13 protein-coding genes and 1 pseudogene are annotated in these 14,232 nt (G+C 34.6%); 11 read left to right on the top strand and 3 right to left on the bottom strand.

Going from position 1 to position 14,232, the window contains the following annotated elements; genetic code table 11:
* The first annotated feature begins 216 nt into the window (after positions 1-216).
* The 11 genes and pseudogenes from radA (at position 217) to ACMHYH_RS10610 (ending at position 10,258) form a co-directional block, all read left to right on the top strand.
* Positions 217-1,593: a DNA repair protein RadA gene (gene radA, locus ACMHYH_RS10660; RefSeq protein ID WP_414839361.1), complete on the top strand. Its 1,377-nt coding sequence runs from the start codon at positions 217-219 to the stop codon at positions 1,591-1,593.
* Positions 1,594-1,668: 75 nt separating this feature from the next.
* A complete protein-coding gene (locus ACMHYH_RS10655) occupies positions 1,669-2,784 on the top strand; it encodes a PIN/TRAM domain-containing protein (protein ID WP_414839360.1) in 1,116 nt (371 codons plus the stop codon).
* Positions 2,785-2,794: 10 nt separating this feature from the next.
* Positions 2,795-3,499: pseudogene (ispD, locus tag ACMHYH_RS10650) on the top strand (2-C-methyl-D-erythritol 4-phosphate cytidylyltransferase); the annotation flags it as partial.
* A gap of 9 nt (positions 3,500-3,508) precedes the next feature.
* Positions 3,509-3,991 (top strand): 2-C-methyl-D-erythritol 2,4-cyclodiphosphate synthase, encoded by a 483-nt coding sequence (gene ispF / locus ACMHYH_RS10645; protein WP_414840392.1) that lies wholly within the window; start codon positions 3,509-3,511, stop codon positions 3,989-3,991.
* 16 nt (positions 3,992-4,007) lie between these two features.
* A complete protein-coding gene (gene gltX / locus ACMHYH_RS10640) occupies positions 4,008-5,477 on the top strand; it encodes a glutamate--tRNA ligase (protein ID WP_414839359.1) in 1,470 nt (489 codons plus the stop codon).
* Positions 5,478-5,779: 302 nt separating this feature from the next.
* On the top strand, positions 5,780-6,295 hold the full coding sequence (gene epsC, locus ACMHYH_RS10635; RefSeq protein WP_414839358.1) for a serine O-acetyltransferase EpsC: 516 nt from the start codon (positions 5,780-5,782) through the stop codon (positions 6,293-6,295).
* Between the two features lie 42 nt (positions 6,296-6,337).
* On the top strand, positions 6,338-7,747 hold the full coding sequence (gene cysS, locus ACMHYH_RS10630) for a cysteine--tRNA ligase (RefSeq protein WP_414839357.1): 1,410 nt from the start codon (positions 6,338-6,340) through the stop codon (positions 7,745-7,747).
* A complete protein-coding gene (locus tag ACMHYH_RS10625) occupies positions 7,707-8,165 on the top strand; it encodes a Mini-ribonuclease 3 (protein WP_414839356.1) in 459 nt (152 codons plus the stop codon). Before cysS ends, ACMHYH_RS10625 begins: the two co-directional genes overlap by 41 nt.
* Before the next feature lie 88 nt (positions 8,166-8,253).
* On the top strand, positions 8,254-9,006 hold the full coding sequence (rlmB, locus tag ACMHYH_RS10620; RefSeq protein WP_414840391.1) for a 23S rRNA (guanosine(2251)-2'-O)-methyltransferase RlmB: 753 nt from the start codon (positions 8,254-8,256) through the stop codon (positions 9,004-9,006).
* 35 nt (positions 9,007-9,041) lie between these two features.
* Entirely contained in the window at positions 9,042-9,566 is a 525-nt protein-coding gene (locus ACMHYH_RS10615) for an NYN domain-containing protein (protein WP_414839355.1), read from the top strand.
* 95 nt (positions 9,567-9,661) lie between these two features.
* On the top strand, positions 9,662-10,258 hold the full coding sequence (locus tag ACMHYH_RS10610; protein WP_414839354.1) for a sigma-70 family RNA polymerase sigma factor: 597 nt from the start codon (positions 9,662-9,664) through the stop codon (positions 10,256-10,258).
* 157 nt (positions 10,259-10,415) lie between these two features.
* On the opposite strand, the gene ACMHYH_RS10605 is transcribed toward ACMHYH_RS10610, so the two are convergent.
* The 3 genes from ACMHYH_RS10605 to ACMHYH_RS10595 all read right to left on the bottom strand — a co-directional run bounded on the left by ACMHYH_RS10605 (position 10,416) and on the right by ACMHYH_RS10595 (position 13,919).
* Positions 10,416-11,396 carry a polyprenyl synthetase family protein gene (locus ACMHYH_RS10605; RefSeq protein ID WP_414839353.1) on the bottom strand — a complete coding sequence of 327 codons (981 nt, stop codon included), beginning with the start codon at positions 11,394-11,396 and terminating at the stop codon, positions 10,416-10,418.
* A gap of 42 nt (positions 11,397-11,438) precedes the next feature.
* A complete protein-coding gene (locus ACMHYH_RS10600; protein WP_414839352.1) occupies positions 11,439-11,978 on the bottom strand; it encodes a Gx transporter family protein in 540 nt (179 codons plus the stop codon).
* Positions 11,979-12,059: 81 nt separating this feature from the next.
* Entirely contained in the window at positions 12,060-13,919 is a 1,860-nt protein-coding gene (locus ACMHYH_RS10595) for an FAD-dependent oxidoreductase (RefSeq protein WP_414839351.1), read from the bottom strand.
* Positions 13,920-14,232 lie beyond the last annotated feature (313 nt).

The following is a 14,232-nucleotide window of genomic DNA, read 5'->3' as shown; positions in this document are numbered from 1 at the left end:
AAGAATATTATTCTTATCTTTTCTGTAGTTTTTTTGAAAAAAAGTAAATTAATAACAAATTAAATTTATTCTACTTAAAAAAATAAAGTTAAAGGAAGTGAGATACCATCAAATGATTTAGTATCGAGAATAAAAGGATTTTAAAACCTATTGTTCTCATTTTTGTGGTAAAATACACTTACAATCTATGCAATAAACGAAGGGAAGGTTCGATCAGTGGCAAAAAAAATATCAACTAAATTTGTCTGCCAAGCTTGTGGATACGAATCTCCTAAATGGATGGGACGTTGTCCAAACTGTAGTGCATGGAATCAAATGGAAGAAGAAGTAATTGCAGATAAGAATAATCGTAGAAGTCGTGTTAGTATGACTGGAAAGTCTGCTAAGGCTCAAACGATTCAAGAAATTACAGTTTCAAAAATACCAAGAGTAAAAACGAAATTAGCTGAATTAAATCGTGTTCTAGGCGGTGGAGTTGTTCCGGGCTCTTTAATTCTGATTGGAGGAGATCCAGGAATTGGTAAATCAACTCTCTTATTACAAGTTTCTGCTCAGTTAAATGACACCGGTGGCAAGGTGCTATATGTATCAGGTGAAGAAAGTGCAAGTCAACTTAAGATGAGTGCCAATCGATTAGGCGTTAAAGGAGATAATTTTTATATTTATCCTGAAACAGATATGGCTGCTATTCGTCAAACAATTGAAGAAATAAAACCAGACTTTGTTGTCATTGACTCAATCCAAACAATGAGTCAGCCAGATGTTTCGAGTGTTGTTGGAAGTGTGAGTCAAGTACGAGAAAGTACAGCAGATTTAATGAAAATAGCGAAGACGAATAACATTGCTATTTTTATTGTTGGACATGTAACTAAGGAAGGGTCTATTGCAGGGCCTAAAATGTTAGAACATATGGTGGATACGGTTCTTTATTTTGAAGGAGATCGACACCACACGTTTCGTATTTTAAGAGCTGTTAAAAACCGTTTTGGCTCAACGAATGAAATTGGGATTTTTGAAATGAGAAATGGTGGTCTGGTAGAAGTCCTAAACCCTTCTGAGATGTTCCTTGAAGAACGCCTAGCTGGAGCAACAGGATCAGCTGTAGTGGCTGCAATGGAAGGCACAAGGCCTATTCTAGCAGAGATTCAATCACTGATTACACCGACTGTTTTTGGAAATGCTAAACGGACGGTAAGTGGTTTAGATCATAATCGAGTATCACTAATTATGGCTGTTTTAGAAAAAAGAGCCGGTATGTTGCTACAAAATCAAGATGCCTACTTAAAAGCAGCTGGTGGAGTGAAATTAGATGAGCCTGCTATCGATTTAGCGATTGCGATGAGTATTACATCTAGTTATCAAGAAAAAGAAACACGTCCAAAAGACTGCTTTATCGGTGAAATAGGACTTACAGGAGAGGTAAGAAGAGTTAGTCGGATTGATCAACGAGTTCAAGAAGCTGCAAAATTAGGTTTCACTCGTATTTTTATTCCTAAAAATAATATTGGTGGATGGACATTTCCTAAAGATATTGAAGTCGTAGGAGTATCAACCATTACAGATAGTATTCGAAAAGCTTTTGATACTAAATAAAATGGAATAAAAGGTATAGTCTCTTTATTAAAATTAAAGTAAAGGCTATACCGGTATTGAAAAAGGAGGATTATTTTGGCTAAAAAAATTATTATGGGAATATTTGTATTAATTGGTGGAAGTATCGGAGCAAGTTTTTTACCATTAATATGGGATATTTTTAACGTTTCAAATCAATTTATGGACTATAGCTTTGTGAATATTGTGATTGGTGCTATTATATTTTTATTGATTTCTCTTCCTACCACAAAGTATATCGAGCAAGGGATTAAAAAAATAGAAGTATTATTAAGTCAGCAAAGTCTTACTTACTTATTGTTCGGGAGTATTGGAACAATTATAGGGATGGTGTTAGCTTGGTTAGGTAGCCTTTTCTTAATCGGTTTATCATTGCCGTTCATTAGTAGCATCTTACCGATTATTTTAATGTTTATTTTTGCTTATCTTGGTTTTCGCATTGGTACAACTAGACGCGAAGAGTGGCAAAAGATGTTTCAAACAAAATCTAAAAGGAACGTAGAATTAGAAGAAGAAAATCAGTTATTAGAAAGAAAGTCAGACGAAACCTTTAGGAAGTACAAAATTTTAGATACGAGCGTAATCATCGATGGTAGAATTTATGATATTGCTAAAACAGGTTTTGTTGAAGGAGTATTACTGATACCTAATTTTGTTTTACAAGAATTACAATATATTGCAGACTCTTCTGACAGTCTTAAACGTGTAAGAGGACGTAGAGGATTAGATATTTTGAATGCTTTGCAAAAAGAAAATGATATGGATGTCGAGATGTACGATGGAGACTTCGAAGATATTGCAGAAGTTGATACCAAATTAATCAAACTTGCGAAACTTTTAGACGGAGTAGTTGTTACTAATGATTATAATTTAAATAAAGTTAGTGAGTTTCAAAACGTACCTGTATTAAATATCAATGAACTAGCTAACGCTGTAAAACCGGTTGTAATACCTGGAGAACAGATGACTGTAATGGTTGTTAAAATTGGAACAGAACGCAACCAAGGAGTAGCTTATCTAGATGATGGGACAATGATTGTAGTAGAAGATGGTCAGCACTTTATGAATAAGACAATTAATGTCGTTGTAACAAGTGCACTTCAAACGGCTGCAGGCCGTATGATTTTCGCAAAACCAGTTCATTCCCAAAAAGGAATTAAAGAAAAAGAATAGGAGCCTTGTGATGAACAAAGACTATGAGCTGATTTTGCTAGCAGCAGGTCATGGAAAGCGCATGGGAACTACGGGAAATAAAATCTTGTTACCACTTTTAGACGAGCCGCTAATTGTTTATCCGCTAAGAACTTTTTTAAAGGATACGAATTGCTGCCATATCATTATTGTGGCAAAGAAAGATGAAATACCTTTATTAGAAGAATTAACTAAAAAAGAAAGTGTTTTATCAGCTATTCCTTTTACCTTTGTCGAAGGTGGAACTGAGCGTCAAGATAGTGTGAATTGTGGATTGAAAAAGTTAAAAAATACAAAAGGTTTTGTTATGATTCATGATGGAGCCCGACCTTTTATTGAAAATCATTTAATCGACCTTTTAAATGAAATTGTTTACCAAAAAAAAGCAGCAATTTTAGGCGTCCCTGTTAAAGATACAATTAAAAAAGTTGAAAACAAGCAAGTCGTAGAGACGATAGTACGTTCAGCTTTGTGGCAAGTGCAAACGCCTCAAGCATTTAGCAGCCAATTAATACTTAGGGCACATAAAATAGCAAAGGTAGATCATTTTTTAGGAACAGATGATGCGTCACTTGTGGAACGTCTTGGCGAAAAAGTCACAATGGTACCAAGTAGCTATGATAATATTAAAATAACGACACCTGAAGACTTGGTCATTGGTGAAGCGATAGTGAAACACCAGCAAAAAAAGCACAAGGAGCAAAAGATGCAAAGAATTGGGCAAGGGTACGATACTCACCAGCTGGTAAAAGGGCGTCCTTGTATAATTGGTGGTGTAAAACTGCCATTTGAAAAAGGTCTTGCTGGTCATTCCGATGCAGATGTTTTAATTCATGCGATTATTGATGCGTTACTAGGAGCTGCAGGAAAAGGTGACATCGGACAGTTATTTCCTGATACAGATTCAACCTTTAAGGGTGCAAACTCTAGGGAGTTATTGAAACAAGTTTATAAACAATTGATAGATGAAAAATTCAGCATCATTAACATAGATGCAACAATTTTGGCAGAAAAACCAAAGATGCAACCCTATTTAAAGAAAATGCAGGAAAATATAGCATTTGATTGTCAAATAGATGCAGAACGTGTTAACGTAAAAGCGACAACATCTGAAAAAATGGGTTTTGTCGGAAGACAAGAAGGTATTGCAGCATTGGCTATTTGTTTACTTGAAAAAAATACTATTTAGAAATGAGGAAAAAATCATGACGAAAAAAGTTCGCGTACGCTATGCACCAAGCCCAACCGGAAATTTACACATCGGAAATGCTCGAACAGCTTTGTTTAATTACTTATTTGCTAAACACAATAATGGTGACTTCATTATAAGAATTGAGGACACAGACCAAAAACGCAATATTGAAAATGGTGAAAAAAGCCAATTAGATAATCTGAAATGGTTAGGAATGGATTGGGATGAGAGTCCGGAAAAACCAGGTAAATATGGCCCATATAGACAATCTGAAAGACGATCTACTTATGATCCGCTAGTTGATCAATTACTAATGGGAAGCCGTGCGTACAAATGTTACTGTTCTGAAGAAGAACTAGAATCAGAACGTGATGCACAACGCAATCGTGGAGAAATGCCTCACTATGGTGGGAAATGTGCTAACTTATCTCCTAAAGAGCAAAAAGCTAAAGAAGCCGACGGTATTGAACCTGTTATTCGTTTTAGAGTTTCACCAGAAAATACCTATAGTTTTGAAGATATGGTAAAAGGAACGATTACATTTGAAGCAAGCAGTGTTGGTGGAGATTTTGTTATTGCTAAACGTGATGGCATGCCAACCTATAATTTTGCTGTAGCAGTAGATGATCATTACATGGAAATTACTCATGTATTACGTGGAGATGATCACATTGCTAATACGCCTAAACAACTGATGATATATGAGGCATTTGGTTGGAAACCTCCTACTTTTGGACATATGACTTTAATCATTAACAGCGAAACAGGTAAAAAATTGAGTAAACGTGATGAAAGCATTTTACAATTTATTGAGCAATACCAAGATTTAGGTTATTTACCAGAAGCAATGTTTAACTTTATTGCTCTACTTGGTTGGTCTCCAGTTGGAGAAGATGAAATTTTCAATCAAGAAAACTTTATAAAAATGTTTAATCCAGATCGCTTGAGCAAGTCACCAGCAGCATTTGATCCTAAAAAGTTAGATTGGATTAACAACCAATACATGAAACAAACGGATTTAGAAACAGTAACGAAGCTGGCTATGCCTCATCTAGTTAAAGCAGGTTATGTAGAAGAAAATTTATCTGATGATAAAAAAGAATGGGTCCAAAAAGTGATTGGTTTGTACCATGATCAAATGAGTTATGGTGCTGAAATCACAACATTGGCTAGCTTATTTTTTACAGAAACACCAGAACTAGACGAAGCAGCAAAAGAGATATTAGCTGGAGAAACAGTTTTAGAAGTCCTTCATGCATTTGATAAAGTTATTTCAGAATTAGAAAATTTTGATGCTGTTAGTATTAAAGCAGGCATTAAATCTATTCAAAAAGAAACAGGTATTAAAGGAAAGAACCTCTTTATGCCTATTAGAGTTGGAGTAACAGGACAGGTTCACGGTCCTGAGCTACCTGAAACGATTGAATTACTTGGTCTTGAAAAAACAAAGGCGCATTTACAAACAGCTATTTCTCATCTTTAAATCAACTAGAAAAAACAATCAAATAAGTTAAAAACTGTGACGAAAAAGAGCAACGTTTAAAAAGACTAAAGAGAGTCTACGTTGGTGTGAGTAGATGTTTTTAAAAAGTGAAGTGCTTCTTTGAGTTGTGAGAGTGAAAAAAGTAGGTATCAACCGTTAATTTGTCCAATACAATCAGATAAGTAAGAAAGATTTATTTATATTGATAGAAGTGAAATAAAAAGGTGGATTAACGCTAACAGCGTCTTTTATAAAGATAAAAGGCGCTGTTTTATTTTTATTTAAACGTGTGGAGGGATACAATGAAACGAATAAGAGAAGATCTTAAGACAATTAGACAAAAAGATCTTTCTGTTAAAAGTACGCTTGAAATCATTCTAACTTATCCTAGCTTTTATGCTATTTTATTGCATCGTTTGGCTCATAAATTATACTTAAAGCATAACTATTTACTTGCACGCATATTAGCTAATTTTTCTAGGTTTTTAACAGGAATTGAGATTCATCCAGGAGCGATTATTGGAAGAAGATTGTTTATTGATCATGGAATGGGAGTTGTAGTAGGAGAAACAGCTATTATTGGCGACGACGTTGTCCTGTTTCATGGAGTAACCCTAGGTGGAACAGGAAAAGATAAAGGGAAAAGACATCCAACCATTGGCAATAATGTCTTACTTTCAGCTCATGTCCAAGTTATTGGACCCATAACTATTGGAAATAATACTAAAATTGGAGCATCAGCTGTTGTGTTAAAATCTATGCCTGCAGACATAACCGCTGTCGGAATGCCAGCTGAGATAGTAAGATGGCATAAATAGCCAGTCAACTATCTAGTGCTTTTTAAAGTGAGGAGATTAATAATGATAAAAATATACAATACTTTAACAAGAGAAAAAGAAGTTTTTACTCCGTTAGAACCGGGTAAAGTAAAGATGTATGTTTGTGGTCCAACAGTGTATAATTACATCCACATTGGGAATGCTCGTAGCACAGTAGCATTTGACACGGTGCGACGCTATTTAGAATACCGGGATTATGAAGTGAAATTTATCTCTAACTTTACAGATGTGGATGATAAAATCATTCGTGCAGCTAAAGAACTTAATGTAACAGCTCCAGAAGTAGCTGATCGTTTTATTGAGGCTTACTATAAAGATACTAAAGCTCTAGGTGTTGGAGACGCAACGGCTAATCCGCGAGTTATGGATAATATTCCTGAAATAGTCGATTTTATAGCGGTTCTAATTGAAAAAGGATACGCATATATTGTTGATGGAGACGTGTATTATAGAACCCGCAAATTCAAAAAATATGGTAGATTAAGTGGAATATCTATTGACGAATTAGAAGTTGGAGCTAGCAATCGAACAGAAATGAGTGAGAATAATAAGAAGGAAGATCCTTTAGATTTTGCTTTATGGAAGGCTGTTAAAGCAGATGAAATCAATTGGGAAGCTCCTTGGGGATTCGGTAGACCAGGTTGGCATATTGAATGTTCAGTGATGGCAACTAAATACTTAGGTGACACCATCGATATTCATGCAGGAGGACAAGATTTATCTTTTCCCCATCATGAAAATGAAATAGCCCAAAGTGAAGCTAAAACAGGTCATACATTTGCTAATTATTGGATGCATAATGGATTTGTAACGATGGACAACGAAAAAATGAGTAAATCACTCGGGAATTTCGTGCTCGTGCATGACATGATAAAAGAAATGGACCCTCAGATTTTACGATTCTTTATGGCTACTACACAATATAGAAGACCAATTAGTTATAACGAAGCGACAATTGAAGAGGCTAAAACAAACTTAAATAAATTGAGAAGATCATACGATAATGTTTCTTACCGCTTAGCAGATGCGTTGAAAGTTTTACCTAGCGACTTAGATTATTTAAAACAACTAACAGGTATAAAAAAACAATTTATTGAAGAAATGGATGATGATTTTAATTCGGCAAACGGGATTACAGTCATTTATGAATTAGCAAAATTAATGAATATCTATAGTGAACAAGATGACGTTTCAGAAGCAGTTTTAACAGCTATGCTTTCACAATTCGAAGAGCTGATGCAAATTTTTGGTATTACTTTTGGCACAAAGGAACTAGTTGATAATAAAATTGAAGAATTAATAGAAGAAAGAAATACTGCACGATTAAATAAAGATTTTAAACGTAGTGATGAAATTAGAGATTTATTAAAAAAGGAAGGAATTATTTTAGATGATACCCCACAAGGAACAAGATGGAGAAGAAAACAATAAAGAAGAAATGAAAAAAGATTGGTCTTTATTAAATGGCCTAGCCTTAGCATATGTAGGAGATGCTATTTATGAAATTTATATTCGTGACCATCTAGTTGAAGTTGGATTTACACGTCCCAATCAATTGCATAAAACAGCAACGAAATATGTTTCAGCTAAAGCGCAAAATATGCTGATGCATGAAATGTTAGATGAAAAAGAGTTGTTGACTGAAAAAGAAATCGAGATGTATAAGCGTGGTCGAAATTCTAAAAGTCATACAACAGCAAAAAACGCTGATATTATCACGTATCGTACCTCAACAGGATTTGAAGCGTTAATGGGATATTTGCATTTATCAAAGCAAACAAAACGACTGGAAGAACTAATCAATTGGTGTATTCACACTGTGGAGGTAAAAAATAATGTCCAAAGATAAACGTACATTTAATAAACAAAATATCAATCAAAAGAGACCATCTAAACCTGTTAGAGCTCGAAGAGAAGAAAGTGCTCCGATTGAATCTATGGAAGAAGAAGAACAACAGCAAGATTTAGTTGCAGGTCGATTACCTGCAATAGAAGTCTTAAAATCTGAACGAGATATCAATAAAGTCTTTATTCAAGAAGGACTAAGCGGATCTAAAATGGATGAAATTCAAAAGCTAGCTAAAAAAAGAAACGTTCAAATTTCTTATGTGCCAAAAACAAAACTAGACCGATTAGTAGAAGGTGTGGTACATCAAGGAGTAGTTATCGCTGCTGCAGCATTTCAGTATGCAACAATTGATGATTTGTTTGCTGCTGCTGCAGCAAAAGGAGAAGATCCGTTCTTTATTATTTTAGACGGTGTAGAAGATCCTCATAATTTAGGTTCCATTATGCGTACAGCTGATGCAAGTGGTGCTCACGGAATTATTATTCCTAAAAGACGCGCTGTTGGCTTAACCGCAACGGTTGCTAAAGCTTCAACTGGGGCAATAGAGCACGTTCCTGTAGCCCGAGTAACGAATTTAACTCAAACAATTAATGAATTGAAAGAACGAGGCATTTGGTTTTATGGAACAGATATGGAAGGTCAAGATTACCGTAAATGGGAAACAACTATACCATTAGCTTTGGTAATCGGTAATGAAGGAAAAGGAATTACTCGTTTGGTCAAAGAACAGATGGATGGGATGTTAACCATACCAATGACAGGTCATGTTCAAAGTTTAAACGCCAGTGTTGCCGCAAGCTTGTTGATGTATGAAGTTTTCAGAGGTCGCCATAAGATTTAAATGATAAAATGATGAGGAAAGGGGGGATAAATTTCATGAAAAAAGAATTGTTAATTATTGATGGATATAATATGATAGGTTCGTGGCCAGAATTAGTGAAATTAAAAGACAAAGATAAGATGGAAGACGCTAGAGAACTATTGCTTCATGAATTAGCGAATTATCAACAATATACAGGTATTGAAACCCGTATAATATTCGATGCTCAACTTGTTCCTGGTATCCAAAAATCATATAAAAAATACACATTAACTGTTGTTTTCACGAAAGAAGGAGAAACCGCGGATAGTTATATTGAAAGGGTTATTGGAGAAGAAAATTTGTTAATTACGCAAGTGACAGTTGCAACAAGTGATCTTGCGGAGCAATGGTTGGTTTTTCAAAAAGGAGCACTACGTAAATCTGCTAACGAACTCTATAAAGATTTACAAATAGCTAAAAAAGCTATTGCTTCAGATGCAAAAGAATATCATTTCCAGCAATATCGTCGTAACTCGCCATGGAACCGCCTTCAACTAGATAAACTGGAAAAATTGAGAGATGATTTAACTAAAAGATAAATGAGGTTTATCTCATTTTTTAGAAACTTTCGAGAATAGTAGACTCAAAATTATTTTTTGAATTTTACAGTTCATTATCTTAAGGAGGAAAATAAATGCTAGAGAACGATGACCTTTTTACACAAATGAGTGATAACGAAATAATAGCGGTTATAAAAAATGGAGATAATACTCCTTTTGATGTTATTTTTAAGCGCTACCATGCTTTATCTATAAAGATAACGAAAGATTTTTATTTAAAAAGTTTTGAATCAGATGATTTTTTACAAGAAGCTAGAATGGTTTTTAATAAAACCATTCACACGTTCGATAGTGAAAAAGGTCACACGTTCGGCAATTTTTATAAATTAAACTTAAAACATCATATATACAGTCTTGTCCGTAAAGATATGGCTAAAAAAAGAATAATTGAAAAGAATGCTGAGTCATTAGAAGAAATGCTTGAAAGTCAGCAAGGTATGCAATACATACTACAAGGAAAGGGTCAACTTCCAACAATCGAAATTCTTCAAGTTCGAGAAAGACTAGCTGATTATCAAGACACATTATCAGAATTTGAGCAACGTGTATTTTTAGATTTTATTCACAATAAAGATGTTGAGGCAATATCAGTTCACTTAAATTGTGATACTTTACGAGTTAAGAATGCGTTAGATCGTTGCAAACGTAAACTAAAACAACTACTTGAATGAGAACAAGGGCTAAAAATGAAAGCGTGTACTTTTAAAATAAAGTAAAATCAGATAAGCAAAAAACGTCTACTATTCTTGCAAGTTTTTAAATAATAAGAGCCATACAAAAGATAAACGTCTTTTGTATGGCTCTTATTATTTGTTTTTTTGATATCACCTAAATAGGACGATCTAATAAAGATAAGGTTATTTTTTTTATTTGTTCTTTTTCTTTTTGATCAGGTAACAGATCTATTCGTTTTATTGCTTTTTGCGTATATTTTCTAGCTAATTGTTTTGCTTTTTCTAAACCACCTAATTTAATAACCAACTGTTGAATTTCTTTAGCATCTGCTTCAGTTAATCTTTCTTGTTTATCTATAAGTTCTCCCAAGCGAAGATTTTTTTCTTGAAGAGCAAAAATTAAAGGGGCAGTATAGATACCTTGACGAACATCTTCTAAAACAGGTTTCCCAAAGACAATAGCGGTTTGAGAATAATCTAAAATATCATCAATTATTTGGAAGGCCATTCCAATATGACTACCAATATAATAACCATTCCTAGAAAATTTTTCGGATTTTCCACCATTTAAGGCACCTGAATAACAAGCAAGAGCAAATAATTGAGCTGTTTTTCCAGAAATTTGAGTTAAATAATTTCGAATAGACATATTTTTATTGTAGCGTAAATACATTTGGTCTAACTCACCCATTAGAATACGTTCCATACCGCGAGTATTTACTTCGATTTGTTCCGTTGTATCAGCATAGTTAGATAAAAGACGAAAACAAACAGTAAAGAGATAATCTCCAGCATAGACAGCGACATCTTTTCCATATTGAGACTGAAGACTAGGTGCTCCTCGTCTTAGAGGAGAGTCATCAACAATGTCATCATGAATTAATGTGGCTGTATGGAGTAGCTCGACTGCAGCAGAAAGGGCAAGTGTTCGATCGACTTGTTGATTTTCACCAAATTTTGAGAAAAGTAGGGTATAGGCTGGGCGGATCATTTTTCCGCCATGATATATACTCTCTAGAAGTACAGATTCGATTTCTTTATTGCGTAAACGAATTTGGTCAGCCATTAAGTTTGTGACCGATTCTAACTCTACTTGCAAATCCGAATAAGGTTCCCAGAAGGAGGACACAGGCATCCTCAACAACTCCTTTCTATGTTTAGGTAAGTGGACTATTTTTTAATCACTCACTTTATCGTAATAAATAACGTTGAATTCCCTGAGTGTTTGAACATGTTCCATTAAATAATTAGCTGCAATTCCGATGGCAATACCAGATAAAATACCCATAAAGGATAAGATCGGTAAATAGAGCATAACAGTCCACGTTTGCGAGATCCAACTGGCAACAGCTAATTGTCCAACATTGTGTAAGATTCCTCCAGTAGCACTAATTCCGATAATACTGACACGTTTTGGTCCCAATTGTTTCACCGCTGACATGCCTAAATAACTTAATAGGGCACCAGCACAGCTGTATAGAAAAGTAGAAAGAGTGCCTCCTAATAAAGTTGTCATAATTAAACGAATCCAAACAACAGTAAAACTATCTTTGAAAGGAAGAGTGAACAATGCGATGATGGTAATTAAGTTAGCAATTCCTAATTTTGCTCCAGGAGCAAATGCGAATGGGAAAGGAATGCTTCGCTCAACTAAACCCAAAATAACAGCTTGAGCAGCTAACAAAGCAATGTAAACAATTTTTTGGTTTTTTGTCATCGGATTAGTTTCCCTTCTTTTTTCGAAATTAAAATAGAGTGAAGGCAGATGTAAACTGCACCCACTCTATTCGTGTAAAACCTATGCTTTTTTATTATACAATGAAGACGGTGTTCCATACCACCATTTTCCTGCTATTTTTTGAAACCATGGAATAATGTAGTAATCTAGACCGAATGCGCGTCCAGAACCATTCATTAATGCAATAGCAACAAAAATAAACCAAATATTAACCCAATAAAACATTCCTGATAAAGAAAAGCTTGCAACGAGAACAATTGTTAAAGCACTTAACAACCAAACAAGTAATCCACCAATAAGAGCTAATCCAATTGCAATTTCAAGAAGTGTCATTACTTTTTGAAAAATTAAAGCTACTTCTGGTGTAGGAATCATAACTTTCATAATGCTTTCAAACCACTCAGGTGCTTTTGTGAAGACCATCATCGGCTCTTCTCCATAAGCATAGCTTAAGCCAAAGATTGGTTTGGCTGCCTCGGCTTCTGTGTAGGCTGCTGAAGCACCGGCTGTAGCGTCTTGTAACCAAGGGAAGGGAAGGGCAACTTTACTACCAAACCAACTATCGGTTCCGAATAAACCAAAGGCCTTCTTAATCCCTTCAAAAAGCCACATGCTACCATAAAAAATCCGTAATGGAACACTCCAAAGAACATTGCCATAACGTGATAGATGACCGCGGAATATGTTTCTTTGGTCTTTAATATGAAAGAATTCGTGGAAGATATATTGTGTTGCATAATAACCAGAACGAATACCAAAGAAGTAATACAAGTTAACTAAATGTTTCATTAAAACAGCAAGAAATCCACTTAAATGAATAACGTCTCCTAAATGAGCAACGCCATAAGTTGAACCTATTGAGACCATAAATCCTTGGTATTTACCTGAATAAACTTTCTTTTCTGTTTGTTCAATATCAGCAATAATATTGTCAGCAGCCGTATGACCAGTTTGTTCAGCAGCTTGAACAATTTGAGGTGTTGGTGTGTCTTTAAATTCTTCATAATAAACTAAATCTCCAACAACGTATACTTGCTCTAGTCCTTTAGCTTCCATATATTCGTTAGCTACTAAGCGACCTGCGCGGGCTGTTTCCATCTCAAAACTTTCAGTATCTGTATTGGCTTTAACGCCAGCAGTCCAAATTAAAGTGTGTGTCGGTATTTTCTCATTTGATTTTAAAACAATATGATCTGATTCAACAGCAATAATAGGAGAGTTTTTCAATAATTGAATCCCTTTTTTAGCCATATAAACTTCAGCTTTATCTGCATCTTTACGAGAAATCATGTTTAGAATAGTTGGAGCAGCTTCAACGACCATTAAATTAATTTCAGAAGGATCAATTTTATTGTCTTTAGCTAGTCTCTTCTTCCAATCCATTAATTCGCCAATCATTTCAATTCCTGTAAAGCCGGAACCACAAACAACAAAGTTCAACATAGCTTTTCGCTTAGCAGCATCTCTTTCAATAGCAGCAAGAGCAACCGTTTCTTCTATATGATGTCTGATTTTTAAAGCATCATCTAAAGACCAAAGTGTAAAGGCATTTTCTTTTACCCCAGGAGTTCCAAAATCGTTCGGCTCTCCACCCATACCTAAAACAAGGTAATCAAAAGGAAACGCACCGTTTTCAGTTAAGACCATTCTGTTGTCATGATCGATTTCAGTTACGTTATCTGTAACTAAGGAAACATTTTTTAAGCGACAAAATAAGCGTTGTAAATCAAATTTAATAGCTTCTTCTTCCACTCTACCACCGGCTACTTCATGTAACTCAGTCATGTAAGTTTGGTAAGAATAGCGATCAATCAGAGTTATGTTTACCTCCGAATTTTTTTTGAAACGTTTAGCTAATTTCTTTGTAGTAGCGATACCTGCAAAACCTGCACCAACAACAACAATATTTTTTGAAGTCATTCTTTCCACTCCTTATTAGTATAATAATAGTTAAATAAATAAAATACCCATTACAATTAATGGGATAAGTACAAAATGAATACATCAAGTTAGTTAAGTAATTCACAACCTATGTAAAAGTAAGTATACTAAAAAATAATGCTTTTGTCTATATTCATTTAAGTTTAAAAAAATAAAAAGTGAAATAGAGTGTTTTTTTAAAAAAATTGTGAAAAATATATACAACTAAATAATAATCGGTTATACTACTTGTAGATGCTCTTTCTTTATTTGTGAATAAGGTTTCAATCCAAGTGAGAGCAGACTAAAAAAC

Source organism: Carnobacterium sp. TMP28 (genome assembly GCF_047553015.1).
In the GTDB taxonomy this organism is placed as follows: domain Bacteria; phylum Bacillota; class Bacilli; order Lactobacillales; family Carnobacteriaceae; genus Carnobacterium_A.
The sequence above is the reverse complement of the archived record's forward strand: the minus strand, read 5'-3'. Positions and strand labels throughout refer to the sequence as shown.

What these genes read in the sequence shown, in the direction of transcription:
- ispF (WP_414840392.1), top strand. Translation starts at nt 3,509, where the DNA reads ATGCAAAGAATTGGGCAAGGGTACGATACTCACCAGCTGGTAAAAGGG.
- gltX (WP_414839359.1), top strand. Translation starts at nt 4,008, where the DNA reads ATGACGAAAAAAGTTCGCGTACGCTATGCACCAAGCCCAACCGGAAAT.
- epsC (WP_414839358.1), top strand. Translation starts at nt 5,780, where the DNA reads ATGAAACGAATAAGAGAAGATCTTAAGACAATTAGACAAAAAGATCTT.
- cysS (WP_414839357.1), top strand. Translation starts at nt 6,338, where the DNA reads ATGATAAAAATATACAATACTTTAACAAGAGAAAAAGAAGTTTTTACT.
- ACMHYH_RS10625 (WP_414839356.1), top strand. Translation starts at nt 7,707, where the DNA reads ATGATACCCCACAAGGAACAAGATGGAGAAGAAAACAATAAAGAAGAA.
- rlmB (WP_414840391.1), top strand. Translation starts at nt 8,254, where the DNA reads ATGGAAGAAGAAGAACAACAGCAAGATTTAGTTGCAGGTCGATTACCT.
- ACMHYH_RS10615 (WP_414839355.1), top strand. Translation starts at nt 9,042, where the DNA reads ATGAAAAAAGAATTGTTAATTATTGATGGATATAATATGATAGGTTCG.
- ACMHYH_RS10610 (WP_414839354.1), top strand. Translation starts at nt 9,662, where the DNA reads ATGCTAGAGAACGATGACCTTTTTACACAAATGAGTGATAACGAAATA.
- ACMHYH_RS10605 (WP_414839353.1), bottom strand. Translation starts at nt 11,396, where the DNA reads ATGCCTGTGTCCTCCTTCTGGGAACCTTATTCGGATTTGCAAGTAGAG.
- ACMHYH_RS10600 (WP_414839352.1), bottom strand. Translation starts at nt 11,978, where the DNA reads ATGACAAAAAACCAAAAAATTGTTTACATTGCTTTGTTAGCTGCTCAA.
- ACMHYH_RS10595 (WP_414839351.1), bottom strand. Translation starts at nt 13,919, where the DNA reads ATGACTTCAAAAAATATTGTTGTTGTTGGTGCAGGTTTTGCAGGTATC.